The organism is Tatumella ptyseos (genome assembly GCF_030552895.1).
In the GTDB taxonomy this organism is placed as follows: Bacteria; Pseudomonadota; Gammaproteobacteria; order Enterobacterales; family Enterobacteriaceae; genus Rosenbergiella; species Rosenbergiella ptyseos_A.
Map to the genome: position 1 here is coordinate 3,154,404 of NZ_CP130649.1, position 26,382 is coordinate 3,180,785.

Consider the following 26,382-nt stretch of genomic DNA (forward strand, 5'->3'; position numbering starts at 1 on the left):
AAATAATGTTAATTGATAACTACCCGAAAATAGAGTTAGTGGGTGCGCCGACGCCCATTGAGTACCTACCGCGCCTATCCGATTATGTGGAACGCGATATTTACATTAAACGCGATGATCTGACCCCCTTAGGATTAGGGGGGAACAAGCTACGTAAACTCGAGTTTCTCGCCGCACAAGCCCTACAAGAAGGCGCGGATGTTTTGCTCACTGCTGGGGCTATACAGTCTAATCATGTTAGGCAGACGGCGGCAGTGGCGGCGAAACTAGGTCTAAAATGTATGGCGATTTTAGAGAACCCTCTAGAGGACGCGCCGGAAGGTTATCAGCATAATGGCAATCGCTTATTACTCGACTTATTAGGCGTCAATGTTTTACCTGCACAGGTTGGGCCTTCCCTCGCGGAACAGCTGAGCACGCAAGCAGAATTGCTGCAAGCACAAGGATTTCGTCCTTATATTGTACCGGTAGGTGGCTCGAATACTTTGGGCAGTTTGGGATACGTTGGCTGTGCACAAGAAATTATGCATCAAGTGGCGGATATTGCGGATCTCGCGGCGGTCGTCGTCGCATCGGGGAGCGGAGGGACGCATGCCGGCCTGTCAGTGGGTCTGGAACATTATCTTCCTCAGGTTTCCTTGGTGGGGGTGACGGTTTCGCGCAGTCAGGCGCAGCAGCAGCCGATTGTTGAAGCGTTACGTCAATCTTTAGCGGAGACACTGAACGTGAGTGTGAAACAGCCACTCACGTTGTGGGATGACTTCTACGCACCTGGCTACGGCTATACCAATGATAGCGGTAATGATGCGCTCAACTTAGTGGCCCAGCTGGAAGGGATCTTCCTTGACCCCGTTTACACAGCGAAAGCAATGGCAGGAATGTTATCGGGAATTAACAGTCAACGTTTTGCGGGTAGTGGCCCGTTACTATTCATCCACACTGGTGGTTCACCAGCACTCTTCGCCTACTCCTGATCGGTCCACAGTAGTTGGTCGATAGCGAATCCCGCCTGCTTGGCTTTCACTAATAGCGTCTGACGCGATTTAGCGGTTAAGTGGGGCTGGCGGGAGAGGATCCAGAGATAACTTCTGTCTGGTCCGCAGACTAAGGCCGTTTGGTAATCATCATCCAAGGCAATCACGTTATAGCTGGCATAGAAAGGTCCAAAAAACGACACTTTCAATGCTGCGCGGTCACTACTTCCGGTAAAGCGGGCCTTGCCGACACTCTCGGACCATTGTCCTTTTTTAGGATTGAACCCACGGTTTATAACAGTGACGGTGCCATCATTTTGTAACCGATAAGTCGCGGTAACGTGGGTGAGGCCTTTCTCAAACCGATTCTCAAGTCTTGCGACTTCAAACCACTTACCTTGATATTTTTCGATATTAAATGGAGTGACCGGTTTCACGCCTGATGGAGGCGTCAAATTCTGACAGGCCGTTAATAGCGCGAGAGAACCCAAGCCGATAAGGGGTAACAGCAGTTTATATTTCATCTCTATTGCCTTATTTCCGTGTCGTTATAGTATCTCTTTAGTCCCATTATAAAGATGCAGGACTAATTCGCTTTTCCAGAACTCGCCGAGAAAAACATCTTCTACAGTTAATGATTTCTCGTTAAGTTTGGCGGTAAGCCACTCTTCATCTTTTTCGATGATTTCTAAACCATGTTGACGAATTTCGCCGGTTTTAATCACTAATACAGAAAACATTGTTGCTTCTTTAGTAATCACGCTGAGTTGCCCGCCTGGCTCAACTTGTGCATAACGTACCTCTTCAAAGGAATTTATCCCTAAAGAGTGAAGCTGTGAAGTTAGGCTAACGATATCGAGCTTATTTCGACTTTTAAGGACATTCTCGAGAATAAAATTACCGTTTTTCATAATGGGAATTGGGTCACCAATTGTAATGGTACGGATTGCCGAGATGTGCTTACTGGCGAAGTTTAAAGCGCTAATCAATATCACGCCGAGGAGAAGTAGAATTACATATTGTTGAAGAGGAATGGTATCGCTATAAATCACTCCGCCAATAATGCCACCCAACACGAAATTGCCAATAAAATCGATCGGTGTCATCTGTGACAGTTGAGTCTTACCGGTAAGATTGAGGTGAGCAATAAGAACGCAGAAACCAATCAGTAATTTGAGGAAAGTAAATTCGTAATATCCCACAAATTATCCTTACTATTTTGATCAAAGAATGACTCTAAGGATAATACAAATTGTCTAGCAGAGAGAGGATAGGTCGAAATTGTTCCCAATAAAAAATCTTACTGGGAACGTGAAGGGAATTACTTAGCGTAGGCTTCTGTCGAAATGTTCAGGCTAATGGTATCGCTTACCGCAGGTACATATTTATCAATACCGAACGCTGAACGCTGTAGAGTGCCGCTAGCATCAAACCCAACCGCTTGTTTTTTCACCATTGCGTGTTCACCAATCTTGTTCAGGGTGGCATGCAGGGTGACCGGCTTAGTGACACCTTTTAGGGTTAGATTTCCTTCAACGTCATAGTTGTGTTGGCCGCGTGGGGTCACTTTCGTACTGGTAAAAGTTGCTGTGGCATATTTTGTGGTATCGAAGTAATCGCTACCTTGGAACTCTTTGGTCAAGGCGGGTACATGGGTATCAATATTACTTACTGGAATAGAGACTTGTACCGATGATGCAGCAGGATGTTGCGGATCAAATTTTATCACCCCCGTTGCGCCTGGAATATCAGCAGTAGGGTGCGAAAATCCAAAATGGTCCCAACTCACCACAATCGAAGTGTGGGCGGTATCTACTTGGTAATCCACCGCCGCCGCGTGGGAGGCTGCACTGTATAGTGCGCTGACTGCAACAAAAGGTAAGAGAACGGCGCTGATTTTTTTCATTATTTTCTATCCTGTGTAGGGTGAATTCATTAATCATGGCTTATTTACTGATTAACAGATAGTTAATAGTTTTGTTCTCTTAGTTCAAATAAATTGTTCGAATTAACGACAGTCTTCACAGCTCTGTATAAAAAAGGGTGCCTGCGTAGGCACCCGAAACGGTTAGAAATCGTATTGCAGGGCAACGCGGTTTTGCCAGAAATCTTTCTTATAAAGAGGTGATGTCTGTACGCCAACAAAATCGGTCAAGCTTAAGCCTTTGAGGGCACCACCAAAGCTATAAATACCATAAACAAGATACTCAGACTGACGTAAGCTACCGTTGCTATTGGCTGGTTTAAGGTCCATCCAAGAGTAGCGAGTCCCCACGGTCACTTGCTCCGTCGCGCTATAATTCAAGCTGGTGGCCCAAGCGTTACCATTACCTAAGTCTTGAGTACTGGTGAAGAAGGGTTGAGCGAAATAGGGGCCGGAAGAGGCGTTGTGTGCATATGGCGTGACCAGAGGGTATTGATGGCCACTCGCATTATTGGCTAGATAGTCATAGCCAACTTTCCAGTTCAGGTTGCTCAGCAGATTGAGTGAGAGCTGCCAGCCGATGCTTTGGCTATTCACTGGACCCGCTAAATCTTTACCGTTACCGGTACCGCGAAGGTATTGGATACCAAAATCAGGCTGTAAAGGCGCTTGGTTCCATTGTACATGCCCTTCGGTATAGAAGATATCGCTGTAATCGTTATAATTTTCGTACCAGGCAACGCCGTTCAAATGAACATCGTTAATATCCCAATGGTGCCCAGCGCCCAGCGACCACATACCATTTGTTTTTTCGTCAGACCCATAAGCGGTATAACGCTGCTGACGATCCGAGCCCCAAGATTTATAGCGGAAGACTTTGGTTGCTCGGATGAAATCTTCACCCTGACCATATTCGGCGTCAATCGCTTGATAGATCATCGGCGTAATACGCCAGTCGTAATTCCCTAAGAAGGGTATATCAAGTTGTTGGTTACCGGCCGTGATCCGAAAATCGTCATTACGCCACTGTAACCAGGCTTCGCCAACATTGGTTTGATTATCGCCAAGTTCACTCACGGTCTGACTGGCTGCGCCGTGATTAATACCGCGTACAAATATGCCACTCACGCCAAGGTTAAAGCCATCGAGCGGTGCAGTCTCATATTTTAGAAAGCCACCGTAACTTATGGTGTCTTGATTCAAACCCTGAGCAAAATAGGCATTATGGGTTGAATAGTACATTGAACGTAGACTACCGCTGACTTTACCTTGAGTAATAGCCTCTTCTAGGTTCGATGCTGAGCTAGTGTCAGCGGTGGCGGCATAACCAAACATGGGGACAAATGCCGTTAAAACTAAATAGCGGGCAAGCCCACGCGTGCGATGCGTTGATGCTGAGTGTGTATGCATGTTATTCCCTACCTGAATAAAAATTATTATAAATCGATCAAATGTTTAGCGGCTTTGCGGTGATGGCTAAGAAGTCTTGGAAGGTCCATATCAACGATTTCCCCGTCGATGACCCGCCACTTTCCTGCGACCATGACACGATTAGCACGCTCCGCACCACAGAGTAGTAATGCCGCGAGTGGATCGTGGCTTCCGCTAAAGCGAATATCTTCTAAGGTGAATAAAGCTAAATCGGCCTGTTTTCCGATAGCAATTTCCCCTATATCGTTTCTACCTAAGGTTTGTGCCCCTCCTCGTGTTGCCCAGCCTAATACCAATTCTGGCGTAATCGTTTGCGTCCCGTAGCGCAATCGTTGCAAGTAAAGTGCTTGCCGTGCTTCATACATCATATTCGAGGCATCGTTTGATGCCGATCCATCCACCCCTAAACTTATAGTGGCGCCCGCTTGCAGTAGCTCCTGCGTCCGACAGATGCCCGAAGCGAGCCGCATATTAGAAACTGGGCAATGGCTAATGGCAACGCCTTCTTTCCCCAAACGGTAAATTTCTTCATCATTGAAGTGAATTCCATGCGCCAACCAAGTACGAGAGCTTAGCCACCCTACTGAATCTAAGTAATCCACCGTACGTAAACCAAAAAGCTTTAAACAAAATGCTTCTTCATCCAACGTTTCTGCCAAATGGGTATGTAAGCGAACGTTCTTCTCTTCCGCGAGTTGTGCGCTTTGCTTCATGATTTCAGGTGTCACCGAAAAAGGTGAACAGGGGGCAAGGGCAATGTTAATCATGGCCCCGTCCTGCGTATCGTGGTAACGCTCAATCAATCGTTGGCTATCTTCTAAAATAGTCTCGGCGGCTTGTACGGTGTGTTCAGGAGGTAATCCGCCAGATTTCTCTCCTAAACTCATGGAACCGCGGCTTAAGGTTGCGCGCATCCCAAGATGATTCACTGCGTCGACTTGGATATCTATAGCCTCTTCCATCCCTATCGGAAAAAGATAGTGATGATCGCTGGTGGTCGTGCACCCAGAAAGTAGCAATTCGGCTAAGGCGACTTCGCTTCCCAGACGTAACGCCTGCGGCGTTAATTTGGCCCATACCGGGTAAAGGGTTTTCAACCAAGGAAAGAGTGGTTGATTGATAACGGGTCCCCAAGCGCGGGTTAACGTCTGATAAAAATGGTGGTGGGTATTAATCAACCCCGGTAAAACCACATGTTGGCGCGCATCAAAAATCGTCTCGCAGGGGTGGGACGGCTGTTGTCCCGTAGCAAGGACTTCAACGATTTTACCGCCTTCAATCACCAGGCCATTTGTTTCAATTTGCTGGGTTCCATTGAAGCAGGCCAAGGGTTGCTTAATCCATATACGCTCAGTCATCCGTTTTTTCCTTTGAAGTAGGTAAGAGCAAATTCAGCAAGATGGCTAGGGTTCCACCACTGGTGACGGCATTTTGGAAGAGAGTTTGGAAGAACTGAGGCATCGCTTTAAGAATGTCTGGCTGAGATTCAATTCCTAGCCCCACGCCAAAAGCTAGGGCGATAATAAGCATGCTGCGACTATCTAAGCTTTCTCTTGTCATGATACGAATGCCCGCTGCCACGACACTCCCGAACATCACTAAGGTTGCGCCGCCTAGAACGGGTTTCGGAAGTTGCTCAAGTAATTGACTGAACTGAGGAAATAGTCCTAATAGGATAAATAGCGCACCAATCCATATTCCCGCATAGCGGCTGGCAACTTGCGTCATCTGGATGACACCATTATTTTGCGCGAAGGTAGTATTCGGGAAGGAAGAAAATATTGCGGCCACTAAGCAGCTGACGCCATCCCCTAAGATCCCTCCACGGATCCGATTTTGAAAATCTGGACCTACCAGTGGCTGCTTTGAAAGCATACAGTTAGCGGTTAGATCTCCCACAGTTTCAATGATTGAGATTAACGATACCAAAGCGATAGGAATAAAGACCGACCATGAAAAACTCAAGCCAAAACGAAAAGGTATAGGTAAAGAGGGCAGAAGATCTGAACTAAAATGCGGATGGAACTTACCCACTATCGCGGCAAGAATAGATCCTGCAACAATCCCAACGATAATACTGGAGAGCTTACACCAAGCACGACGGCTACAGTTCATCAGCACTATAATGAGCAGAGTGAATAGTCCTAGGCCAAGATTATGTGGAGAAGCAAAGTCTGTGGCGCCAAATCCACCGCCCCAATCGGTTATACTGACTTTAATTAAACTGATACCGATTAGAACAATAACGATACCGGTGACCAGCGGCGTCAATAAACGCGAAAAAGTATGGATAAATTGGCTAACAATCAGCGGGATAATTGCCGACACTAAAGTACAACCAAAAATCATTGCCAGAATCTGTTCTGAGGTCGCCCCCTGTTGTTTTAGCAGTAACCCCCCCGCAATAATGACGCCCAAGAAGGCAAAGCTAGTGCCTTGCAGGCAAATCATCCCCGCGCCGATATTACGAAAACGTACGGCTTGAATGACCGTGCCAACACCTGAAGCAAATAGCGACATGCTGATTAAATAAGGAAGCCACTGTGTTAGGCCAAGGGAACTGCCAATAATTAAGGGTGGCGTCACAATCCCAACAATACTCGCCAACATATGCTGGACGGCGGTACAGACTGCAGGTATGAAAGGTAAACGATCGTTTAGACCGTAAAGTAGCGGTTCATCATTTGTTTTTTGCATTGGCTCGCATCCCCTGTTTTTTCCTAACCACAGCAAAAACTATTCCACTTATTAAAGTGAGGCGGAATAAGGTCAAAACAGGGCGTTGAAAGCCATTGCGAAGATAAGAACACTTTTAGGTAAGTAATTTTTGATTCAGTTAATTACTTTTTGAGGCTTATTAGGTCATTACGCACCATTTTGGTGCTTAATTTTTAAGACTATTCCAAGAAATTCATATTTTTGTCATAAAGCGTAAGGATAATCACCTTGCTCGATTATTGCAGTGTTTAATTACAGGATAATGATATTAATGAAAACGCGTTTATTTTCGCCCTCAATCTTGGCGTTATGTTTACTGGGACTTCCCGCGGTCAGCCAAGCAGAAATTACTCTCTTAAAACAAGATCCTCAGGCGACAGATCCTCTCAGCCGCTTAAATGTCAAAGTGGGGGGGAGTATTCGTCCTCAGTTTAATCATCAGACCGGTGGCAAAGATAAATCGTACAAACGTAACGGTTTTGATGGTGGTACACGTTTTCGTTTCAGCGTGGATTACGCACTGACACAAGATATCAACTGGGTAAACTACTACGAAGTCGGTGTTAATATTCCTAAGGTCTTTAACTGGGATAATCATTACGCTTCCGGCGCAACCAACACGACCCGCCGTCAATGGTTTACTGGATTAAAGAGCCAGCAGTATGGTCAATTGACCTTCGGACAACAGAACAGTGTTTATTACGATGCGGTCGGGGCAAAAACCGATATTTGGGATGACGATATGTTAGCTCAAGCACCGGGTAATGGGGTTAACGGCGATTACGATGGATCATACCGTTCTCGCAAAATGCTGAAATATAAAGGCCGAGTGGGTGATTTCGATGTCTATGCATCCTACCTGTTTGGCGACGATCCTCTACTAACCAGCGATAAGATGCGCTACAAACGTAAAGGTGGTGGTTCTGTAGGGGTCGATTATCACATCACCAAAGACCTGTCATGGGGAACGGCATGGAACTATACCAAAGCGACCGTTTATGATCATGCAAAGGGTCAGAGTAAAGATTATAACCAAAATATCGTGGGGACCTCTCTGGGCTGGACACCGGGTAACTGGACCGTTGCCGCAGGCGGTGGTTACTACCAAAACTTCCTGAAGACCAAGCTTAAGAATGCAAATAACTACTTTGCAGGCGATGCATGGGGCGTAGAATATTTTGCCGGTTATAAGTTCCCAATCCAGCAGATGGGTGTAAAAGCGGTAATGCCTTATGTCATGGGTGACCGTCTTGAATACGTTAATGGCCGTAATTACAAACGTATTGATAATGGCGTAGGGGTGGCGTTATTTGCTTATTACGGCTTCCGTGTCGACTATGAGCACGTCTTTGCTTCCACAACGGATAAAGAAGGGGATATGAACCTCGTACGTTTCCGCTACGACTTCTAACGCTTCACCGGTGTCTTCATCCTCTGGGTGAAGACACTTTCCATTAAGGACCTATCGGCTTGTCGCCCAAAATAGTTGCTCGGTGCATGACTCGTCGTTGTGGATGATAGTCATCACAGGCGTAATGCTGAGTAATACGATTGTCCCAAAATACCACGTCATTCGCCTGCCAATGCCAACGAACCGAAAACTCGGGACGAGTACTGTGAGTAAAGAGTAACTCCAGCAATGCGCGACTTTCCACTGCACTTAAGCCAATAATCCGCCGTGTGAATCCTGGGGTAACAAATAGCCCTTTCTTACCGGTATCGGGATGAACTCGAACCACAGGGTGAATGACGGGAGGATGGTCTTGGCGAGCTTTAGCGACCTGTTGTCGTGCTTCAGTGGTCGTACTAAAACGCTCATCGGGAAAAGACAGTTGAATATCATGTTCGGCATCGAGACCGTCTATCAGCTGTTGAATCGGCGGTGAGAGCGCATCGTAGGCTGCACTGCTACTCGCCCATAATGTATCACCACCGTATTCAGGGACTTGGATGGCATTAAGGATGGAACCTAGGGGAGGCGTTTCGATAAAGGTGACATCGGTATGCCAAAGAGCGTTATCCCGTAAATCATTGAGCGCCGTATCGAGAATTAAAATTTCGGGTTGCTGTTCCACTTTCGGGTAAATGGGGTGGATATGTAAGTTACCGAATCGGCCAGCAAGCTTAGCTTGATCGGCGGGCGTCAGGTGTTGACCACGAAAGAAAAGCACTTGGTATTTAAGGAGTAATGAATAGACCGTGCGCTGATTATCAGCGGTCAGTTCGGTCAAATCAATACCGTCAATCTTTGCGCCAAGTGCAGGGGTAAGTGGGGTCGCGTTAATAGTCATAAAGGCTCCAACGAGCAAATCTTTTCTGTAATTGTCTAAGCAGGAGTTCGATAACCAGTGCTACCGCTGCAATGAGGAGGATTCCTGCGACGACGACATCAGTCGATAAAAACTGTGCAGCAGATTGCACCATAAAGCCTAATCCACGATTAGCGGCGATAAGTTCTGCAGCCACTAAGGTCGACCAGCCGACACCCAAGGCAATCCTTATTCCCGTCAGCAGTTCAGGAAGGATACTGGGTAAGATTACCCACTTCATAACTTGCCAAGACGATGCACCCAAGCAGCGGACGGCTTGAACTCGGTGTGGTTCGATACGGCGTACCGCTTCCGCTGTACTGATAGTTAAAGGGGCGAAAATCGCTAAGAAGATGAGGAGAATTTTCGACACTTCACCGATCCCCAACCAAATAACGATTAAGGGTAAATAAGCCAGTGGCGGGATGGGGCGATAAAAATCCAAAATAGGGGTGAAAATAGCCCGCACTACCGGCGTAAGTCCCATGAGAATACCGAGAGGGATTGCTGTTACTAACGCAATGGCTAAGGCGACTAACACCCGAAGCAAGCTGGCGGTAACATGCTGACCTAAGCTAATATCGAGGTAACCTTGTTGCCATAATTGCTTAAATGCCAGAAACAACTCTTTGGGTGATGGAAAGAATAGCGTATTGATCCAACCGTAGTGAGAAGCGGTAAACCATGCCCCTACGATCACCAGAATGGTAAAACTGGAGATTAGGGATAAATAGCGGGTAGCGTTGTATCGAGAATAGGAGGTGCTACGTAGCGACGTCATGCGACCTCCAATAATTGATCCAGCAAGGATTGCCGATCATCAGTGAAACGGCTATCAGACTTGAGCGATCTGACCGTCTCACCCTCTAGAAAACGACGGGCAAAGGGGGGCTGTTGGTGTGTCATAATTTGCGTAGGAGGCCCCTGTAGTAGATATAAATCTGTAGCCAATAACAGGGCTTCATCAACACTATGGGTGATTAGCAGAAAACCCACTCCCGTCTCTTTCCAGATCGTCAGTAGGAGTGCTTGCATTTTTTCTCGTGTCAGCGCGTCCAGTGCTCCAAATGGCTCATCCAATAGTAGAAAGTCAGGTTTAATCGCGAGGGCACGGGCGAGACCTAGCCGTTGCCGTTGCCCCCCTGAGAGCTGTTGTATTGGATGCTTAGCATGGGCGGCTAATCCGACCAATTCGAGATAGTCTTTGGTAATTTTTTGACGCTGTGCCTTGGCAACACCTTGGATCTTAAGGCCGATCTCGACATTGTGTTCGGTAGTTAACCAAGGTAATAAGGCATCATCTTGAAACACCACCGCCCGCTGTCCAGATGGCCCGTTAAGGCATTGATCATTCAGGATAACCTGACCTTGATCCAAAGATTGAAAGCCGGCAAAAACGTTGAGTAGGGTAGATTTACCGCATCCAGAGGGGCCAAGCAGCACAACACTTTCCCCTTTATTGATCGACATCGATATCTTATCGAAGATAGGTTGCTGCGCTTCGCCGTGAGTGAAGGTTAAATGCCCTTGAATAATCTGTAGCTGGCTCATGGTTGACGACTCAACTTGACGAATTTATCGCTAATAAACGGGCGATAGTCAGGTAATACGGCAGGAATACGATGCTGTTCAACCAAGAATTCGGCAGTCGCTTTGGTGGCTATTGCGCTGCCACCCTCCAGAAATGATGCGCTAAGTTGTTGCGTATAGGTGGGATAAACACTACCAGAGAGCAGGCCAGGAATATCTTGGGCGGATACCCCGACTAATTTAGCAATTTTCTGCGCATTTTCGCTGGTGGCACGGTATTGCTCAGGATGTTGAGCATAATGATCGAAACTTTCTAATACGACATGTGCGTACTTTGCTAAGACTTCTGGGTGCTGCTCAGCGAAGTCTTTGCGCGTAACCCATACTTCAAACGTGGGGTTACCCCATTCACCCACCTGTTTTGCGTCAGTCAGCACTTTGCCATCTTTTTCTATTTGGCTGAGAGCGGGTGACCAAACAAAAGCGCCATCAATATCCCCTCTTTTCCAGGCCGCGGCGATTTCCGGAGGGTTAAGATTAACAATCTTCACGTCACCGGGTTTGTAGCCCCAGTGCTTCAATGCCGCCAGTAAGCTGTAGTGCGACGTCGAGACAAAAGGCGTGGCCAAGGTCTTACCTTTCAAATCCTGATAACTATTGATATGGCTGGTATTACGGACAACCAAGGCTTCGGCACCGTGAATTTGAGTCGATACTAGGAAAGCGACAATCGGCAGGTTCCGCGAGGTCGCGGCAGCAAATGGGCTAGAGCCTAAATTACCGATTTGAATAGAACCAGAGGCTAATGCGGCGACAACCTCCGGTCCGCTATTGAAGCGACGCCAATCGAGTGGTTGACCAATTGTTTTTTCAAAAACACCATCGGCTTGAGCGACTTTTGACGGGTCAACGCCCGTTTGGTAGCCAATCACGATGGGAGCGGCGAGAGTGGTAAAGGGGAAGGTTGCAGCGATCAGTAAACTAGCGAGTAGGCCTTTCATAGATATTCCTTATTCGTTTTTTAGAAATCTAATCGAATAAGGGAGGGCGCCAAACTACATATTAGGCATTTAGAAAGACTAAAATTAGCTAAAGCCCCTCAGGTAGAATACCTGAGGGGTGGGGAATTATGGATGCATACCGTTAAGGATAATTGAGGTGATGATTCCCGTGGTTGCTGCGACCAGTAGGTAATTACCATCTACATAAGCCCAATGCTGGCCATGTGGAGGGGACGGTAGTCCACGGTCACGCCAATCATCCACGCGATAGTCAGGGCCGCGAAAATCATCGGGTACTGGGCGGCCACGATCAAAATCATGACCACGATATGAAAAATGACGTGGGCCATCATCATGACGACGATACTCTCCATGAGAAGGGCCTCCGTCGTAGCGATCATCCGGTCCTCTGCCTGGGCCATCTGCTAAGACAGACTGGCTCACCATTAATGCTGAAAGTGATAGCAGAGAAAGTGTTTTCCAGTTAGCGAATAATTTCATAATGACTCCAAAGTAACCCTAAGCGGATTGATAACGTCAATGATGCCGAACTTCAATCGATGTTGTGTAGTGTAGGGGATGTCATGTCAGGCGATTTAGAAAAACTGATAGGATTGCTATAAAGAGTATGACAAAGCATGTCAATCTTAACGATTTCTAGGAAGATGAGAAGAAAGGACACATTTTGTTGTAGAAACCTCAGGTAGAGCGAGAAAGAGGGATTACGCTTAAGAGTAAGCAAACTCATTACTCAGAGGTTAGGATGATATTAACGTCAATTCAGAAAGGTAACCCCCAGCACCCCCCCTTAGTCTTTATGCATTATCTTGGGGGGTCAGCAAAGACTTGGCTTCCCGTTGTCGAAGTGCTCTCGCAACACTTTTACTGTATCTCACTGGATATGCCTGGCTTTGGTGATTCTGCTCACCTTGCACCGGCATCTATTTCAACGCAAGCCGAAGCTGTCAGGGCGACCTTAAAGGAATTAGGGGTGAGTCAGCCATGGCTCATCGGCCATTCGATGACTGGAAAGCTGGTTGCCGCCATGGCGCTGGAAGCCCCGACTGAGGTGTCAGGTATTATATTGACGGCTCCCTCGCCCTTATGCCCGCAGCCCATGACCGATCAGCAATTTGCAATGCAATATGAGTGGCAGGCAACACGTGAGCATGCCAGTCAATTTGTGGCGGGTTCTCACCAGAAGCCTTTATCACCAGAATTAGAGCAACGTACCCTTGATGATGTATTGAGGGCGAATCCTGCAGCGTTCCCTTATTGGGCGAAAACGGCTAGCCAAGAGGATTTGACTCACCGCTATGAAGATATAACGCTTCCTGCATTATTACTGTTAGGCGAAGAAGACGACAATGTTCCACGCCTTGAACAGCAACGCTCCTCGACCCTTCACCAGTTTTCTCCCAACGAGTATCAGATCATGGAAGGTTGCGGCCATTTACTCCCACTTGAAGCAACTGAAAAACTGGTGGCGATAATCAGTGGATTTATCAATAAATATTCCTGATAAATCTTGGCCTCCCGCAGAGGTGTTTTACTGCGGGGGGAACGAAATAAAAGACGGTAGGGAAAACTTCTTTCAAAGGATGATGGTTGATAGTATTAAAAAATAATAATAGGACTATTTGTGTTTTTTATTTTTTACATTGATTATTCTTGTTCTGGGATGTGTAGCGGTAAGTTATACTTTTCCTGGTATGTAAGAATATATATCTATTTTTTTACCGTATTTTATATTTAAATAAAATTTCAAGATAAAAGGATGTGTCGATGAAAATACTACATTCATACGAGGTAGATAATGTTTTTGGTGGAAACTCTAACTCTAATTGGGAGGCGGCGAGGAATACGGGTAGTCGCTCCCAAAATAGAGGAGGTTCCTATGGTGCTGTCGATTCTTGTGGCGCTGGAATATTGGGTGGATTAGTCGCTGGAGCACCGGGTGGGCCACTGGCTATGGCTATTGGAGTGCTTGGCTGAATGATCGCGGGACAATGTAAGATAAGTAGTTTTAGTCGTAGCAATGGGCGCTCACAAAATTCGAATGCTTCTTCTGAAAGAAACCTTGGGGGCCAATGTACATGGTAATTATAAAATTATAAGAGGATATTGTTAAAGTGAAAAAAATAATTTATTTTTTAGTTTATTTCTTATTATTTCTCATTGGTTTTTATTTACTTAAATATTCTCATGTTTTTGAGATAGATGAATCAGCATCAATCCTCGAATCAGCATCGAAATTTATCGTAATGATTATAACTCTAATGGCATTAACTCGATGGGGAATGAGGATCTATAATTTCTTTATAAAGTGATATCACTACAGTGTCTCGATGATAGGTGATTTTTCGCGCTAAGGGATTACCTTAATGTTTGAAGAAAAGGAGGAGATTCGGCATATACACTGTACCGACTTATGTTTATTTTCTGTGTTGATATTAAGGGTTTTACAGTGTTTATTACTTAGAGGGTAATATTTTTAGCTATTAATATATTCGATAAAAGGACATTATGAATTGATACGGTAGAGGAACTTAACGGTACATATTTTTTCGATGGAACAAGCAATCTTAGTCCGTAGGAGCTTCTTTTCTGGGTAATGATAGATGAGGCACACAAACAACTGGGAATTAAAGATATAGTCGGTCTTGCGTCAATAATTTTGGGAAATAATGTTATCGATATTCCTGGAAAACCCATAACTGCTACGCGTGGAACTTCCCCAGCCTCACCTTTTTTTCTTAAGCATCTGAGTCACAAATTTAGAACTAGAATACTGCCAACCCTTACTAAAAAATCATTCACCCTCCGAGGTATAAAAATATTTTGGGTTAATAATCTCGGTGCATTTGCAGGCAGGGCTGTACCTGTACTTGGCTGGAGTATTATGGCTGCTGATGTTGTAATAATTAGTTTTAATACAGTCAACAGGTTTAATACTATCGTACGTTCGGAGGAAAAAATATGGTGAATCATTATAGCGACGAGGGGATTAGAGAATTCCTCCTTGATCACCTACCAAAAGTGACAAGCTTTTTTAAGAAAGTGAATGTTTCTGATGATGAAGCGTTACAGGATATTTTTGAAAGTGAAGACTTGGCAGCGCTGGTCAATGATTTATCATCTGAACTGAATACTGATTGTGAAAATTTAAACATGATTAGGTATTTTCCGTGGAACTTCGAATCTATTTTCGACAGGCATCCAGACAATACAGGCAAAGCACCACTATCACTCAGAATGTTTGTTGAATCGGTAAAAGCAGGTCGGTGGCTTTACGATTAAGCGCAAAAAAGCACAGTGCTTTCATAAAATTACTATCCTAATTTTTACGATGCTTATTTTATAATACGAGACCCCACTTGCGGGCCTGTATATCTGTTAATTTGGGTTCTCACGAAAACCGGAATATTGAAGAAGAGGACGTACCCAAAGAGTATTTCTAAGTACCATCGGGCATGCCTTTGAGTACACAGTATTTACGTATTTTATTGCGTCTTTATGATGCTGGCGATAATAAAAAACCGCGACAGTGCGCGGCTTATGAGGATTTTGTGCGGGTAGGTGATTCTTTTTAAGTGTTTACTCAATATTCTGAATCTGCTCACGCATCTGTTCGATCAACACTTTTAACTCAATCGCCGAAGTCGTAATGGTTGCATTGATTGATTTGGACGCAAGCGTATTCGACTCTCGGTTGAATTCTTGCATCATAAAATCCAAACGGCGGCCGACGGCTTCTTTTTTCTTAAGAATATTGTAGGTTTCTTTGATATGCGCGTCGAGACGGTCCAGCTCCTCGGCAACATCAATACGCTGTGCCAACATGATCAGCTCTTGTTCAAGTCGTTGCGTATCGACCTGAATCGCGGCATCGTCCAGTTTACTGACCAGTCGCTCACGCTGCCAAACGAGCACAGCAGGCATCTCTGTTCTGACGGTAGCGACTTCGTGACTGACTGCCGCTAGCCGCTGTTCGATCAGTTGCTTTAGTGCGGCACCTTCCGTTTCTCTCGCCTCAACAAATGCATTCAATGCTTGGTCAAGTCCTACCATAAGCTGTTGATTAATGGCGTCTAAATCTTGCTCGCCCGCGCTCATCACACCTGGCCAACGGAGGATATCGACAGGATTAATCGACCCTTCATCGGTTTGACATTTTACCCAGTTTGCGGCGTTGATCACTTGCTGCGCTAATGTCTGGTTTAAGGATAATTCGCCTTGCGCACCGGGGTTCGGTTCAAAACGAAGCTGGCATTCGACCTTACCTCGGGTTAAACGCTGGCGAATACGATCGCGAATAACCGGCTCCAAACTACGAAATTGCTCAGGAAGGCGAATATAGGTTTCAAGGTAACGTTGGTTAACTGAGCGTAGCTCCCAGCTGGCGTTGCCCCATTCTCCTTTCATATCGTGGCGTGCAAAAGCGGTCATACTGCGGATCATAGTGATTACTCATTTTGGTCAATTTACCGGTGAGTATAGCCGCCCAGGCGCTGTGAAAACAGCGCAGTCTGTAAGTCGATGGCTATACGGCTCATTACCCCTTAGGATAGGCGCTCGCGTATCAGAGAAGGAACAAAGATGAAAATCTCAGTCTATTCATTATTATTGACCAGTGGATTACTCCTCGCAGGCTGCCAGTCGCGGCAGCCGGATAGTGCATCTTGTCAGGTGGGAAGCGCCATGCAACAAACTCAGCTCTGGTTTGGTCTCAGCAAACCAGATGGACAGTCCATTTCAACGCAACAGTGGCAACACTTTGTTGACCAAGTGATCACTCCCGCCTTTCCACAGGGATTATCAGTAGTAGAGGCGAGAGGTCAGTGGCTAGGAAACGACGGTGTGCGTGTCAGCGAAAATAGTCGTGGAGTATTACTGATTTATCCCGCAAGCAAAGAGAAGTCACAAGCGATCGATCGTATTCGAACCCGCTATCAACAACTTTTTGCTCAAGAGTCGGTCATGCGCATCGACCAACCTGTATGTGTTGCCTTCTAGATGTTGGGCGCAACCCGTGCGCCCGCTTTAGCTTAAAGGAACAGGCTTGCGAAGGTGGCTGACAGAAGGCTCACTAATGTTGAGCCATACACCAGTTTCCAACCATAACGAGAAACAATATTCCCTTGTTTTTCGTTGAGGCCTTTCACCGCTCCTGCAACAATACCGATGGAGGCAAAGTTGGCAAACGAGACCAAGAAAATCGACAAAACACCCAGGCCTTTGGCCGTAAACTCTCCAGCTATCTTTTGGAGATCAATCATCGCCACAAATTCGTTCGAGACCAGTTTGGTCGCCATAATACTTCCTGCTCTTAATGCATCCTGCTTAGGGATACCGACTAACCAAGCAAGAGGAGAAAACAGATAGCCAAGTAACTGTTGGAAACTGTAACCGAATAGCACGGAGAACAAGGCGTTAATTGCGCTAATTAAGGCGATAAAGCCAATAAGCATGGCGAGAATGATCATCGCCACTTTGAAACCGGCCAGAATATATTCCCCTAACATTTCGAAAAAGCTCTGTTTTTCATGAAGCTTTTCTAGCGAAATCGGTGCATCGTCTTGCTGGCGTGTCGGATTAATAATCGACAAAATGATGAAGGTACTGAACATATTCAGAAGTAATGCGGTCACGACATAGCGCGCATCAATCATCGACATATAGGCGCCAACAATCGAGAGTGACACCGTCGACATGGCGGTCGCCGCCATGGTGTAGAGGCGTTTCGGTGGGATATCAGCCAGGATACCTTTATAGGCGATAAAGTTCTCAGACTGCCCCAAAATTAAGGTACTCACAGCATTAAAGGATTCAAGTTTTCCCATCCCATTCACTTTAGACAGCAAGGTGCCGATAATCCGTATTAATAGCGGTAAAATCTTCCAATGCTGCAAAATACCAATTAATGCTGAAATAAAGATAATCGGGCATAATACACCGAGAAAAACGAACGCCAGCCCTTGTTGATGAAGACCGCCAAAAACAAAATCTGTACCTTGAGCGGCAAAGCCGAGTAAGGCTTCAAAAAATCCACTGACGCCACCGACTAAGGCTAATCCCGCCGACGAATGTAAGCAAAACCAGCCAATAGCGCCCTCAATAATTAGCAGTTGTAAGAGGAAACGTATTCGAATCTGTTGACGATCATGGCTGACGAGAAACGCCAGTAGTCCAATCACGGCAAGGGCGAGGATAAAATGTAGTAAGGTCAACATAGCTCAGTTTCATTGGCGAAAGAGTAATATTTAGCCATAGTGAGTAAATTTTTTCATCTGTAATCTCGGCAATTCTTCCCACTAACAAGACACTGAATGGTGAAATCCGTATACTGTGCAGCGTTATCCACCGTAGTCGGAGAGAATTTATGCGTCCAGCAGGCCGTAGTGCACAGCAAGTCCGTCCAGTCACGCTCACGCGTCATTACACTAAACATGCCGAAGGGTCGGTACTCGTCGAGTTCGGAGAAACGAAAGTTCTCTGCAACGCCACTGTCGAAGAAGGCGTCCCTCGCTTCTTAAAAGGACAAGGCCAAGGGTGGGTGACTGCAGAGTACGGAATGTTACCGCGCTCGACGCATAGCCGCATGCCGCGTGAAGCGGCCAAAGGTAAACAAGGTGGGCGTACGCTAGAAATTCAACGTCTTATTGCGCGCTCTCTGCGTGCCGCGGTGGACTTAAAAGCACTAGGCGAATACACCATCACCCTCGATTGTGACGTTATCCAAGCAGATGGCGGCACGCGTACTGCTTCGATCACCGGCGCTTGCGTGGCCCTAGCAGATGCCTTAAATGCTCTAGTTGCTAAAGGTAAATTGGCCAAAAACCCAATGAAAGGGATGGTCGCGGCCATTTCTGTTGGCGTCGTTGAGGGTGAAGCCCGTTGCGATCTCGAGTATGTCGAGGATTCTGCAGCCGATACCGATATGAATGTCGTTATGCTTGAAGACGGCCGAATGATCGAAGTACAAGGGACGGCAGAAGGTGAGCCCTTTAGCCATGAAGAGCTGCTTGCATTACTGGCGCTAGCCAAAGAAGGTATCAACGAGTTAGTGGCTGCGCAGAAAGCCGCACTGGCTCAATAACATCAATCAAGCGACCCAAGCGGTCGCTTTTTTATGGGGAAAAGATAATGAAAGCGTGGCAACGTGAATTCATCGAGTTTGCTATTAGTAAGCAAGTACTAAAGTTCGGCGAGTTCACTTTAAAATCCGGACGTAAAAGCCCGTACTTTTTCAATGCTGGTCTCTTTAATACCGGGCGCGATTTAGCACAGCTTGGACGTTTCTACGCACAGGCGTTAGTCGATTCAGGAATCGATTTCGATTTACTGTTCGGGCCGGCTTATAAAGGGATACCGATTGCCACCACCACCGCAGTGGCATTGGCGGACCATCACCAACGCGACCTGCCTTATTGCTTCAATCGTAAGGAAGCGAAAGACCATGGCGAAGGGGGATTACTCGTCGGTAGTCCGCTTGAAGGCCGAGTGATGTTAGTCGATGATGTTATTACAGCTGGGACAGCAATTCGGGAGTCGATGGAAATCATCACGGCACACCATGCTACGTTGGCGGGGGTCTTGATCTCATTAGATCGTCAAGAGCGCGGACGCGAAGCGATTTCGGCGATTCAAGAAGTGGAGCGTGATTACCAGTGTCGAGTTATTTCGATCATTACGCTAAAAGATCTGATTAGCTATCTTGAAGAGCAACCTACTATGGCGGAAGCCTTAGAGGCGGTAAAAGCTTATCGTGAGCAGTACGGTATTTAATAGCAATAGCGGGGCGATCCCCCGCTATCTTTATTGCGCTACTGGAGTTGTGTAGCCAATAAAGGCCAACGCTGATCGAAGTTCGCGGTAGGTTTAAAGCGAAATTCTGAGCGCACATAACGAGAAAGTAGCCCTTCACAGAAAGCAATTACTTGGCTGGCGAGTAGTGTTTCATCACACTGAAAACCTTCGCCATCGCGCATTTTCTTCTCTTTCATGACTTGGCGTAATTGGACTTCAATACGTTCGAAAAGCTGATTGATTCTACCTTGCAAACGATCCTGTTCGAACATTAATGCATGACCGGTCATGATACGTGTTAGGCCAGGATTTCTTTCCCCGAATCCCAGAATAAGCTGTACGATCAGTTTGAGGCGTAGCAAGGTGTCTTTTTCATCATTAAGAATCGAGTTGATTCGAGTAATAAGGCTATCTTCAATAAACTCGATGAGACTATCGAACATCTTAGTTTTACTAGGAAAGTGTCGATAAAGTGCAGCTTCTGATACCCCTACATTCGCGGCTAATTTCGCGGTGGTGATGCGTTGACTGCCATCACCTGACTCCAACATATGAGCCAATGCTTGTAAGATCTCTTCACGTCGGTTGCCCCGCGCGTTTTTTTTCTCTGCCATGCCTTTAACCATCCTAAAAATCCTAATGAATAACCCCAAAGCTGGGGTCATCTCAGAAATAAGTTATCTAAAGGGGCTATATTACTGACGACCAGAGTGCCCGAATCCGCCTTCACCACGTTCAGTCTGTGTGAATTCTTCAACAAGAGAAAATTCAGCTTGAACCACTGGCACGAAAACTAATTGTGCAATGCGATCACCGGCTTCAATAACGAAAGGCTGTTCGCTTCGGTTCCATACCGACACCATCAATTGTCCTTGGTAATCAGAATCGATTAAGCCGACCAGATTACCTAAAACGATACCGTGCTTATGCCCTAAACCAGAACGAGGCAGAATGACCGCCGCTAACTGTGGGTCGGCAACATGTATCGCTAGGCCGGTTGGGATGAGTGTAGTACTGCCCGCATCAAGGGTTACCGATCCATCAGTACAGGCGCGTAAATCGAGACCCGCTGAGCCAGGAGTCGCGTAGGTGGGCAAAGGAAACTCTTTACCTACACGTGGGTCAAGAATCTTAATGTCGATCTTTTTCATAGAGGTTGACTATCTCGTCTAATAATTGCTGGCCAAGGAGTTGTTTGTTACACAGCGGTAACTGTTTTTCTCCCTCCTGCCAGAAAAGGTGAAGGGCATTATTATCACTATCGAAACCTTGAGCGGTGCCCGAGACATTATTGGCACAAATCAAGTCGAGGTTTTTACGTTCTCTTTTTTGTCGGGCGTATTCTTCCACATTCTGGGTTTCTGCCGCAAATCCAACCACAAAAGGTTTGGGGGAAGGAAGCGCAGCAACCCCTGCAACAATGTCAGGGTTTTTAACGAGTTGCAGCGTAATTTCATTGCAATCAGCGGTTTTTTTTATTTTTTCTGCTGCAATATTGACCGCGCGGTAATCGGCGACTGCCGCACAGCCGATAAAAATATGTTGCTCGGTGATCTCTGCCATCACTGCATTATGCATCTCTTCAGCGGAGACCACGTCTCGACGAATGGCCGCCGCAGGGGTAGCCAGATCAACCGGTCCACTGACTAATGTCACTTTCGCACCACGTGCGGCGGCGGCTTGAGCGATAGCAAATCCCATTTTTCCTGAGCTTTTATTACTGATATAGCGAACGGGATCCAAAGCCTCTCGAGTCGGACCAGCAGTAATCATAATATTGAGATGCGCGAGATCGTGTTGGCTGTGGTGCCAAGCAATTGCGTGCTCAACAATGACCAGAGGGTCTAGCATACGACCTGGGCCAATATCGCCACAGGCTTGGTGGCCATGATCAGGCCCCCACACCATGAAGCGATGCTCATGAAGTTTGGCTAAATTACTAGCGGTCAATGTTGAGCGATACATTTGCTGGTTCATGGCAGGGACTATAGCGATAGGGGCTGCAGTCGCTAAGCAAGTTGTGGTGACAATATCGTTTGCCATCCCTTGGGCGATACGCGCAATAAGATCTGCTGAGGCAGGAGCTATAATGACTAAATCCGCCCATTTGGCGAGCTCAATATGGCCCATCGCCGCTTCAGCCTGTGGATCGAGTAAATCAGTCGCGACCGGATAACCGCTGACGGCTTGCAGGCTCAATGGGGTAATGAAAGCTTCAGCCGCATGGGTCATCATTACTCTTACCTCAGCGCCTTGTTCACGTAACCGTCGTACTAAATCCGGTGTTTTATAGGCGGCAATCCCCCCACTGACTCCAAGAAGGATACGTTTATTCGTCAGGCTACTCATAAGATGTCCCATTGCATAAGGTCAAACGGTCTAAAAGTAAGGGGTGTATGGTACCACAAAGCAACATCATCCTAATATTCATGCTCATCCCTTTGATTATCATTGATTTATTGCGGATCTATTATTATCGAGATTAAAAAATGAGAGACGACTCGAAAACCATAACTCTACCACTGTAAATATAAACAGTCATTGCCTAAATTATTGTCTGTGAGGAGAGAGTGGAGGACGAGTCATGATCGAAAAACCGAGGGAAAAGCTTTTAACCTGTGGCGCAGCGGCGTTGACCAATGGGGAGCTTTTGGCAATATTCTTGCGTACCGGCAGGTCAGGAATGCCTGTACTGGATTTCGCGCAGTATATTTTGTCACATTTCGGCAGCTTACAAGCGGTGATGAGCGCTAGCCAAGAGCAATACGCCGCAATAAAAGGTATAGGGCAATCAAAATTAAGTCAGATTTATGCGATAGCAGAACTGGGTAAGCGTTTTTACCAAGAACAGCTACTTTGCCAAGAGAGTATCTCTGACCCGAGTGAGGCTTATTATTATTTGGTTAGCCAGCTGGCTCATTTAGAGCGTGAAGTGTTTCAAGTCATTTTCCTCGATAATCGTCATCGGGTGCTTGAAGCACAAACTATGTTTCAAGGAACCATTAATAGTGTCGAAGTGCATCCTCGAGAAGTTGTCAAAGAAGCTTTACGCTATAATGCTGCCGCGATTATTTTGGCCCATAATCACCCTTCAGGTGTGGCAAAACCAAGTGAAGCGGATAAAAAAATCACTCAGCAAATTCAAAAAGCTTGTCGATTATTCAATATTTCAGTCCTTGACCACTTTGTTATAGGACGAGGTGAATTTTTTTCATTCGCCCAACATGGGTGGCTATAACCTTGAAAAATTAGGTTAAAAAAAAGACAATTAATCGAAAAAGTGTACTTTTTCATCGATCCAAAGAGATCTTTATCTGTTCGGGTCTTGAGCACTAGGCCGACAGGGCGTATACTACGCCACCTTTGAGAATCTCGGGTTTGGCGTTTAGGCCTGCTCAGCGGGTTCACATTGAACTCGCCTGGATAGGTTAAAAGCCTGACGAGGCGGCCAAAACCTAAGTGAAAAGCTCGAGCTGATTTTGATTTTTGGAGATATGACATGTCACGAGTCTGCCAAGTAACTGGCAAGCGTCCGGTAACGGGTAACAACCGTTCCCACGCAATGAACGCGACGAAACGCCGTTTTCTTCCGAACTTACACTCACACCGTTTCTGGGTTGAGAGTGAGAAGCGTTTTGTTACTTTGCGTGTATCTGCTAAAGGTATGCGTGTAATCGATAAAAAGGGTATTGATGCTGTGTTAGCAGACATGCGTACCCGCGGTGAGAAGTACTAAGGAACTGAATCATGGCTAAAGGTATTCGTGAGAAGATCAAGCTAGTTTCCTCTGCTGGTACAGGTCACTTCTATACCACTACGAAGAACAAGCGCACTAAGCCAGAAAAACTGGAACTTAAGAAGTTTGATCCAGTTGTTCGTGAGCACGTGCTTTATAAAGAAGCTAAAATTAAATAATTTTAGTATTCTTATAAAAACCCGGCCCTATGGTCGGGTTTTTTGTTTTTAAGGGGGAGTACCTGATGCCTGAATTACCTGAAGTCGAGACCAGTAGACGAGGTATCGCACCGCATATTGTAGGTGAAACCTTGCTGCATGCTATTGTGAGGCACCCACAGCTTCGCTGGCCAGTGTCCGAAGAGATTTATCAGCTTAGTGATGAGAAGGTCTTAAGCTTAACGCGACGGGCAAAATACCTACTGCTTGAACTGAAGCATGGCTGGATTATTATCCATCTTGGGATGTCAGGCCGCTTACGTATTTTGAGTGAAGAAACTCCTCCTGAAAAACATGACCACGTCGATTTAGTTTTCAGTAATGGTAAAACGTTACGTTATACCGATCCGCGACGTTTCGGCGCATGGTTATGGGAAACCGACCTCACTCAGAGTCGTGTTTTACGCCACCTCGGACCAGAACCCTTGAGTGAGGTATTTAACGCTGAGTGGCTCCTTGAAAAATCGGCCAGCAAAAAAATAGCGATAAAACCTTGGTTAATGGATAACAAATTGGTCGTGGGAGTCGGTAACATCTATGCCAGTGAGTCGCTTTTCCAAGCCGGTATCCATCCTGATCGTCCAGCAAGCGGTTTAAACCACGCAGAGAGTGAAAAGTTAGTCGCTTCGATTAAGGCGGTATTACAGCGATCGATTGAACAAGGGGGAACCACCTTGCGTGACTTTTTACAAACTGATGGTAAACCCGGTTATTTTGCTCAACAGCTCAATGTATATGGGCGTGCCGGTGAACCGTGTTTGCACTGTGGCACCCCTATTATGTCTGGCCGACATGCTCAACGCAGCACCTACTGGTGCCCAAACTGCCAGCACTAGTTTGCGTGGAATTTAGCGAGCACGGCGTGTTGGATCGCAGGGGTAACAAAACCGTCGATACTGCCTTGGTGGCGTGCCACTTCCTTAACGATAGTGGAAGAGAGGAAAGCATAATGCTCGTTCGGGGTCATAAATATCGTTTCAAGTAGTGGGTTGAGCTGTTGATTAGCTTGAGCGAGTTGACGCTCGTAATCAAAATCAGAAACCGAACGAACACCACGAATTAACACGGTGGCACGGTGTTGCTCTGCAAGCTGTGCTAGAAGGCTATCAAACCCAATCACCTCAACATTGGGTAAATTCGCCGTCGCGTGCGTTGCCAAAGTCACCCGCTCTTCAAGACTGAAAAGCGGTTTTTTACTTGGATTCAGTGCGATAGCGACAATTAGCCGCTCAAAGAGCCCTGCACTACGTTTTATGATATCTAAATGCCCAAGCGTGAGTGGGTCAAAGGTTCCTGGATAAATGGCCACAACTGACATACACACTCCTAATGAGATTGAGCGTTAAGATAGGGTTCGACAATATGCAGTAATTGTTGCAGAGCACCTTGGTTCTGATGCAAAACATCCACCGCATGTAGGCCATAATATTTACGTAAATCACTATCCGTAAGCAGTTGTACCATTTCATGGTACAACGCAGCCTGATCAGCCGCAGTGATTAATCCTTGAGCTTGCTCAAGACGCCCGCAAATATCTTTAAAATTCCAGATATGAGGCCCCATGATCACGGGGATAGCGTGGGCAGAGGGCTCCAAAGGATTATGTCCACCGCGTTCCACTAAGCTACCACCGACAAAGGCTATATCGGCGATTCCATAAAGTAGCATCAGTTCACCCATCGTATCGCCGATTAAAACTTGTGTCGTCGCGCTGGGAACCTGATTATTGCTGCGCATCAGCGGTTCGAATGCCAATTTCTCGGCAAGTTCTTTCACCGATTGAAATCGCTCTGGATGACGAGGTACTAAAATCAGTAATAAAGTAGGGAATTGCTCGAGTAATTGGCGATGTGTCTCTAGAATAATACGTTCTTCACCTTCATGGGTGCTGGCGGCGATCCATACTGGGCGATGTGGTGCCCATTGACGACGTAATGCGACCGCCCTTGCGGCCAATTCAGGGGTAACCGAGATATCAAACTTCAAACTTCCCGTCACCGCCACTTGTTCCGGTTTCGCTCCTAATGCTTTGAATCGCTCAGCATCTTCACTATTTTGTGCCGCAATACAGCTGATTTTCTGTAACAGCTCTGCGAGTTCGTTCCCGATTTTTTGATAACGTTTAGCCGAGCGTTCTGATAAACGTGCATTGGCAATAATTAACGGGATATGGCGGCGATGAAGGATATGAATAATATTTGGCCAGAGTTCGGTTTCCATAATGATCATCAAACGCGGTGCAGCAGTATCTAAAAAGCGATTAATAGCGCTAGGAAGGTCATAAGGAAGGTAGACATGTGAGACATTTTTACCAAACGCTGATTGCGCTCGTTCAGATCCCGTCGGTGTCATGGTGGTGACAGTGATTGGTATATCAGGGTATTGATACTGTAGTGCCCTCACCAAGGGGATTGCCGCAAGTGTTTCTCCAACAGAGACCGAATGTAGAACAATACCGCCGGGCACCACTTTTCCTTTGCAATAACCGTAACGCTCTTTCCAGCGTAAACGATATCCTGGCAGTTTTTTACCACGGTGCCAAAGTCTAATCCAAATCAGTGGTTGGATGAGATAAAGTAAAAGGGTATAAACGGCAGTCAGCATTATGTTATCGGTTGGCCTGAAAGATGGAATTAAGGCGTCGATATTATCAGAAAAAACGGGTTCTCACATTACCCCTACACCTTCAGACTTATCTGTTTACCGCAGGGGGTTTTGCTTACTTCATCAAG

At 46.3% G+C, this 26,382-nt stretch carries 30 protein-coding genes and 1 pseudogene; 13 read left to right on the plus strand and 18 right to left on the minus strand.

From position 1 onward, the window contains the following. Positions 1-5 precede the first annotated feature (5 nt). Positions 6-974 (plus strand): D-cysteine desulfhydrase, encoded by a 969-nt coding sequence (locus QJR74_RS14870; RefSeq protein ID WP_304372578.1) that lies wholly within the window; start codon positions 6-8, stop codon positions 972-974. Here QJR74_RS14870 and QJR74_RS14875 read toward each other — a convergent pair. The 6 genes from QJR74_RS14875 to QJR74_RS14900 all read right to left on the minus strand — a co-directional run bounded on the left by QJR74_RS14875 (position 965) and on the right by QJR74_RS14900 (position 7,026). Continuing rightward, positions 965-1,498, minus strand: a complete 534-nt coding sequence (locus QJR74_RS14875; RefSeq protein WP_304372579.1) for a lipocalin family protein — start codon at positions 1,496-1,498, stop codon at positions 965-967. The two genes, QJR74_RS14870 and QJR74_RS14875, sit on opposite strands and share 10 nt — an antisense overlap. Before the next feature lie 24 nt (positions 1,499-1,522). After that, a complete protein-coding gene (locus tag QJR74_RS14880; protein ID WP_304372580.1) occupies positions 1,523-2,176 on the minus strand; it encodes a DUF421 domain-containing protein in 654 nt (217 codons plus the stop codon). 119 nt (positions 2,177-2,295) lie between these two features. After that, positions 2,296-2,880 (minus strand): YceI family protein, encoded by a 585-nt coding sequence (locus tag QJR74_RS14885; RefSeq protein WP_304372581.1) that lies wholly within the window; start codon positions 2,878-2,880, stop codon positions 2,296-2,298. Positions 2,881-3,042: 162 nt separating this feature from the next. Beyond that, entirely contained in the window at positions 3,043-4,308 is a 1,266-nt protein-coding gene (locus QJR74_RS14890) for a TonB-dependent receptor (RefSeq protein ID WP_304372582.1), read from the minus strand. Between the two features lie 26 nt (positions 4,309-4,334). After that, positions 4,335-5,687 (minus strand): 8-oxoguanine deaminase, encoded by a 1,353-nt coding sequence (locus tag QJR74_RS14895; RefSeq protein WP_304372583.1) that lies wholly within the window; start codon positions 5,685-5,687, stop codon positions 4,335-4,337. Further along, positions 5,680-7,026 carry a nucleobase:cation symporter-2 family protein gene (locus QJR74_RS14900; RefSeq protein ID WP_304372584.1) on the minus strand — a complete coding sequence of 449 codons (1,347 nt, stop codon included), beginning with the start codon at positions 7,024-7,026 and terminating at the stop codon, positions 5,680-5,682. Before QJR74_RS14900 ends, QJR74_RS14895 begins: the two co-directional genes overlap by 8 nt. Positions 7,027-7,318: 292 nt before the next feature. On the opposite strand from QJR74_RS14900, the gene QJR74_RS14905 reads away from it, so the two are divergent. Beyond that, complete coding sequence (locus QJR74_RS14905; RefSeq protein ID WP_304372585.1) at positions 7,319-8,458, plus strand: porin; 1,140 nt, start codon at positions 7,319-7,321, stop codon at positions 8,456-8,458. 43 nt (positions 8,459-8,501) lie between these two features. On the opposite strand, the gene tauD is transcribed toward QJR74_RS14905, so the two are convergent. The 5 genes from tauD to QJR74_RS14930 form a co-directional block, all read right to left on the minus strand. Next, the gene (tauD, locus tag QJR74_RS14910; protein ID WP_304372586.1) at positions 8,502-9,338 is read right to left on the minus strand and encodes a taurine dioxygenase; all 837 of its coding nucleotides are present in this window, start codon (positions 9,336-9,338) and stop codon (positions 8,502-8,504) included. Next, complete coding sequence (locus tag QJR74_RS14915) at positions 9,328-10,137, minus strand: ABC transporter permease subunit (protein ID WP_304372587.1); 810 nt, start codon at positions 10,135-10,137, stop codon at positions 9,328-9,330. Before QJR74_RS14915 ends, tauD begins: the two co-directional genes overlap by 11 nt. Further along, on the minus strand, positions 10,134-10,907 hold the full coding sequence (locus tag QJR74_RS14920) for an ATP-binding cassette domain-containing protein (RefSeq protein WP_304372588.1): 774 nt from the start codon (positions 10,905-10,907) through the stop codon (positions 10,134-10,136). The genes QJR74_RS14915 and QJR74_RS14920 overlap by 4 nt, the downstream gene beginning before the upstream one ends. After that, positions 10,904-11,887 carry a taurine ABC transporter substrate-binding protein gene (gene tauA / locus QJR74_RS14925; RefSeq protein ID WP_304372589.1) on the minus strand — a complete coding sequence of 328 codons (984 nt, stop codon included), beginning with the start codon at positions 11,885-11,887 and terminating at the stop codon, positions 10,904-10,906. Before tauA ends, QJR74_RS14920 begins: the two co-directional genes overlap by 4 nt. 126 nt (positions 11,888-12,013) lie before the next feature. After that, the gene (locus QJR74_RS14930) at positions 12,014-12,388 is read right to left on the minus strand and encodes an RcnB family protein (RefSeq protein WP_099824918.1); all 375 of its coding nucleotides are present in this window, start codon (positions 12,386-12,388) and stop codon (positions 12,014-12,016) included. Between the two features lie 262 nt (positions 12,389-12,650). Between QJR74_RS14930 and QJR74_RS14935 the strand changes: the two genes are divergently transcribed. The 4 genes and pseudogenes from QJR74_RS14935 to QJR74_RS14950 all read left to right on the plus strand — a co-directional run bounded on the left by QJR74_RS14935 (position 12,651) and on the right by QJR74_RS14950 (position 15,187). Continuing rightward, positions 12,651-13,409: an alpha/beta fold hydrolase gene (locus tag QJR74_RS14935; protein ID WP_304372590.1), complete on the plus strand. Its 759-nt coding sequence runs from the start codon at positions 12,651-12,653 to the stop codon at positions 13,407-13,409. A gap of 263 nt (positions 13,410-13,672) precedes the next feature. Continuing rightward, positions 13,673-13,882, plus strand: a complete 210-nt coding sequence (locus QJR74_RS14940) for a hypothetical protein (RefSeq protein ID WP_304372591.1) — start codon at positions 13,673-13,675, stop codon at positions 13,880-13,882. A 535-nt stretch (positions 13,883-14,417) separates the two neighbouring features. Beyond that, positions 14,418-14,873: pseudogene (locus QJR74_RS14945) on the plus strand (STM2901 family protein). Beyond that, entirely contained in the window at positions 14,867-15,187 is a 321-nt protein-coding gene (locus QJR74_RS14950) for a DUF1493 family protein (RefSeq protein WP_304372592.1), read from the plus strand. The pseudogene QJR74_RS14945 and the gene QJR74_RS14950 overlap by 7 nt, the downstream one beginning before the upstream one ends. A gap of 297 nt (positions 15,188-15,484) precedes the next feature. Here QJR74_RS14950 and QJR74_RS14955 read toward each other — a convergent pair whose 3' ends face one another. After that, the gene (locus tag QJR74_RS14955; RefSeq protein ID WP_304372593.1) at positions 15,485-16,348 is read right to left on the minus strand and encodes a YicC/YloC family endoribonuclease; all 864 of its coding nucleotides are present in this window, start codon (positions 16,346-16,348) and stop codon (positions 15,485-15,487) included. Positions 16,349-16,486: 138 nt separating this feature from the next. Between QJR74_RS14955 and QJR74_RS14960 the strand changes: the two genes are divergently transcribed. Beyond that, positions 16,487-16,903 (plus strand): DUF3574 domain-containing protein, encoded by a 417-nt coding sequence (locus QJR74_RS14960; RefSeq protein ID WP_304372594.1) that lies wholly within the window; start codon positions 16,487-16,489, stop codon positions 16,901-16,903. A gap of 32 nt (positions 16,904-16,935) precedes the next feature. Here the strand turns inward: QJR74_RS14960 and QJR74_RS14965 are convergent, their stop codons facing one another. Next, positions 16,936-18,120, minus strand: a complete 1,185-nt coding sequence (locus tag QJR74_RS14965; protein WP_304372595.1) for a NupC/NupG family nucleoside CNT transporter — start codon at positions 18,118-18,120, stop codon at positions 16,936-16,938. Positions 18,121-18,269: 149 nt separating this feature from the next. Here QJR74_RS14965 and rph point away from each other — a divergent pair, with 149 nt between their 5' ends. Next, positions 18,270-18,986 carry a ribonuclease PH gene (gene rph, locus QJR74_RS14970; protein ID WP_099823133.1) on the plus strand — a complete coding sequence of 239 codons (717 nt, stop codon included), beginning with the start codon at positions 18,270-18,272 and terminating at the stop codon, positions 18,984-18,986. Between the two features lie 47 nt (positions 18,987-19,033). Continuing rightward, positions 19,034-19,675: an orotate phosphoribosyltransferase gene (pyrE, locus tag QJR74_RS14975; RefSeq protein WP_304372596.1), complete on the plus strand. Its 642-nt coding sequence runs from the start codon at positions 19,034-19,036 to the stop codon at positions 19,673-19,675. A gap of 38 nt (positions 19,676-19,713) precedes the next feature. On the opposite strand, the gene slmA is transcribed toward pyrE, so the two are convergent. The 3 genes from slmA to coaBC all read right to left on the minus strand — a co-directional run bounded on the left by slmA (position 19,714) and on the right by coaBC (position 22,045). Further along, positions 19,714-20,310, minus strand: coding sequence for a nucleoid occlusion factor SlmA (slmA, locus tag QJR74_RS14980; protein ID WP_099823326.1), 597 nt, complete (start codon positions 20,308-20,310; stop codon positions 19,714-19,716). 81 nt (positions 20,311-20,391) lie between these two features. Further along, on the minus strand, positions 20,392-20,847 hold the full coding sequence (gene dut / locus QJR74_RS14985; protein ID WP_304372597.1) for a dUTP diphosphatase: 456 nt from the start codon (positions 20,845-20,847) through the stop codon (positions 20,392-20,394). Continuing rightward, positions 20,828-22,045 (minus strand): bifunctional phosphopantothenoylcysteine decarboxylase/phosphopantothenate--cysteine ligase CoaBC, encoded by a 1,218-nt coding sequence (coaBC, locus tag QJR74_RS14990; RefSeq protein ID WP_304372598.1) that lies wholly within the window; start codon positions 22,043-22,045, stop codon positions 20,828-20,830. Before coaBC ends, dut begins: the two co-directional genes overlap by 20 nt. A 235-nt stretch (positions 22,046-22,280) precedes the next feature. On the opposite strand from coaBC, the gene radC reads away from it, so the two are divergent. From radC to mutM, 4 genes are all read left to right on the plus strand, one after another. Beyond that, positions 22,281-22,934 carry a RadC family protein gene (radC, locus tag QJR74_RS14995; protein WP_304372599.1) on the plus strand — a complete coding sequence of 218 codons (654 nt, stop codon included), beginning with the start codon at positions 22,281-22,283 and terminating at the stop codon, positions 22,932-22,934. Positions 22,935-23,195: 261 nt separating this feature from the next. Further along, the gene (rpmB, locus tag QJR74_RS15000; protein WP_048913021.1) at positions 23,196-23,432 is read left to right on the plus strand and encodes a 50S ribosomal protein L28; all 237 of its coding nucleotides are present in this window, start codon (positions 23,196-23,198) and stop codon (positions 23,430-23,432) included. A gap of 11 nt (positions 23,433-23,443) precedes the next feature. Next, positions 23,444-23,611 carry a 50S ribosomal protein L33 gene (gene rpmG / locus QJR74_RS15005; RefSeq protein WP_048913020.1) on the plus strand — a complete coding sequence of 56 codons (168 nt, stop codon included), beginning with the start codon at positions 23,444-23,446 and terminating at the stop codon, positions 23,609-23,611. Positions 23,612-23,676: 65 nt separating this feature from the next. After that, positions 23,677-24,486 carry a bifunctional DNA-formamidopyrimidine glycosylase/DNA-(apurinic or apyrimidinic site) lyase gene (mutM, locus tag QJR74_RS15010; protein ID WP_304372600.1) on the plus strand — a complete coding sequence of 270 codons (810 nt, stop codon included), beginning with the start codon at positions 23,677-23,679 and terminating at the stop codon, positions 24,484-24,486. Here the strand turns inward: mutM and coaD are convergent. Both coaD and waaA read right to left on the minus strand, forming a co-directional pair. Continuing rightward, positions 24,483-24,968, minus strand: a complete 486-nt coding sequence (coaD, locus tag QJR74_RS15015) for a pantetheine-phosphate adenylyltransferase (RefSeq protein WP_304372601.1) — start codon at positions 24,966-24,968, stop codon at positions 24,483-24,485. The genes mutM and coaD overlap by 4 nt on opposite strands. 8 nt (positions 24,969-24,976) lie before the next feature. Then, positions 24,977-26,254, minus strand: a complete 1,278-nt coding sequence (gene waaA, locus QJR74_RS15020; RefSeq protein WP_304372602.1) for a lipid IV(A) 3-deoxy-D-manno-octulosonic acid transferase — start codon at positions 26,252-26,254, stop codon at positions 24,977-24,979. Between the last annotated feature and the right edge of the window lie 128 nt (positions 26,255-26,382).

Coding starts and splice junctions, on each gene's coding strand:
- QJR74_RS14930 (WP_099824918.1), bottom strand. CDS start 12,388: ATGAAATTATTCGCTAACTGGAAAACACTTTCTCTGCTATCACTTTCA.
- QJR74_RS14890 (WP_304372582.1), bottom strand. CDS start 4,308: ATGCATACACACTCAGCATCAACGCATCGCACGCGTGGGCTTGCCCGC.
- mutM (WP_304372600.1), top strand. CDS start 23,677: ATGCCTGAATTACCTGAAGTCGAGACCAGTAGACGAGGTATCGCACCG.
- rpmG (WP_048913020.1), top strand. CDS start 23,444: ATGGCTAAAGGTATTCGTGAGAAGATCAAGCTAGTTTCCTCTGCTGGT.
- rph (WP_099823133.1), top strand. CDS start 18,270: ATGCGTCCAGCAGGCCGTAGTGCACAGCAAGTCCGTCCAGTCACGCTC.
- QJR74_RS14920 (WP_304372588.1), bottom strand. CDS start 10,907: ATGAGCCAGCTACAGATTATTCAAGGGCATTTAACCTTCACTCACGGC.
- QJR74_RS14965 (WP_304372595.1), bottom strand. CDS start 18,120: ATGTTGACCTTACTACATTTTATCCTCGCCCTTGCCGTGATTGGACTA.
- tauD (WP_304372586.1), bottom strand. CDS start 9,338: ATGACTATTAACGCGACCCCACTTACCCCTGCACTTGGCGCAAAGATT.
- radC (WP_304372599.1), top strand. CDS start 22,281: ATGATCGAAAAACCGAGGGAAAAGCTTTTAACCTGTGGCGCAGCGGCG.
- QJR74_RS14955 (WP_304372593.1), bottom strand. CDS start 16,348: ATGATCCGCAGTATGACCGCTTTTGCACGCCACGATATGAAAGGAGAA.
- QJR74_RS14915 (WP_304372587.1), bottom strand. CDS start 10,137: ATGACGTCGCTACGTAGCACCTCCTATTCTCGATACAACGCTACCCGC.
- QJR74_RS14895 (WP_304372583.1), bottom strand. CDS start 5,687: ATGACTGAGCGTATATGGATTAAGCAACCCTTGGCCTGCTTCAATGGA.
- QJR74_RS14940 (WP_304372591.1), top strand. CDS start 13,673: ATGAAAATACTACATTCATACGAGGTAGATAATGTTTTTGGTGGAAAC.
- QJR74_RS14875 (WP_304372579.1), bottom strand. CDS start 1,498: ATGAAATATAAACTGCTGTTACCCCTTATCGGCTTGGGTTCTCTCGCG.
- tauA (WP_304372589.1), bottom strand. CDS start 11,887: ATGAAAGGCCTACTCGCTAGTTTACTGATCGCTGCAACCTTCCCCTTT.
- QJR74_RS14870 (WP_304372578.1), top strand. CDS start 6: ATGTTAATTGATAACTACCCGAAAATAGAGTTAGTGGGTGCGCCGACG.
- QJR74_RS14935 (WP_304372590.1), top strand. CDS start 12,651: ATGATATTAACGTCAATTCAGAAAGGTAACCCCCAGCACCCCCCCTTA.
- waaA (WP_304372602.1), bottom strand. CDS start 26,254: ATGCTGACTGCCGTTTATACCCTTTTACTTTATCTCATCCAACCACTG.
- QJR74_RS14900 (WP_304372584.1), bottom strand. CDS start 7,026: ATGCAAAAAACAAATGATGAACCGCTACTTTACGGTCTAAACGATCGT.
- QJR74_RS14960 (WP_304372594.1), top strand. CDS start 16,487: ATGAAAATCTCAGTCTATTCATTATTATTGACCAGTGGATTACTCCTC.
- QJR74_RS14905 (WP_304372585.1), top strand. CDS start 7,319: ATGAAAACGCGTTTATTTTCGCCCTCAATCTTGGCGTTATGTTTACTG.
- coaD (WP_304372601.1), bottom strand. CDS start 24,968: ATGTCAGTTGTGGCCATTTATCCAGGAACCTTTGACCCACTCACGCTT.
- QJR74_RS14950 (WP_304372592.1), top strand. CDS start 14,867: ATGGTGAATCATTATAGCGACGAGGGGATTAGAGAATTCCTCCTTGAT.
- QJR74_RS14885 (WP_304372581.1), bottom strand. CDS start 2,880: ATGAAAAAAATCAGCGCCGTTCTCTTACCTTTTGTTGCAGTCAGCGCA.
- dut (WP_304372597.1), bottom strand. CDS start 20,847: ATGAAAAAGATCGACATTAAGATTCTTGACCCACGTGTAGGTAAAGAG.
- pyrE (WP_304372596.1), top strand. CDS start 19,034: ATGAAAGCGTGGCAACGTGAATTCATCGAGTTTGCTATTAGTAAGCAA.
- slmA (WP_099823326.1), bottom strand. CDS start 20,310: ATGGCAGAGAAAAAAAACGCGCGGGGCAACCGACGTGAAGAGATCTTA.
- rpmB (WP_048913021.1), top strand. CDS start 23,196: ATGTCACGAGTCTGCCAAGTAACTGGCAAGCGTCCGGTAACGGGTAAC.
- coaBC (WP_304372598.1), bottom strand. CDS start 22,045: ATGAGTAGCCTGACGAATAAACGTATCCTTCTTGGAGTCAGTGGGGGG.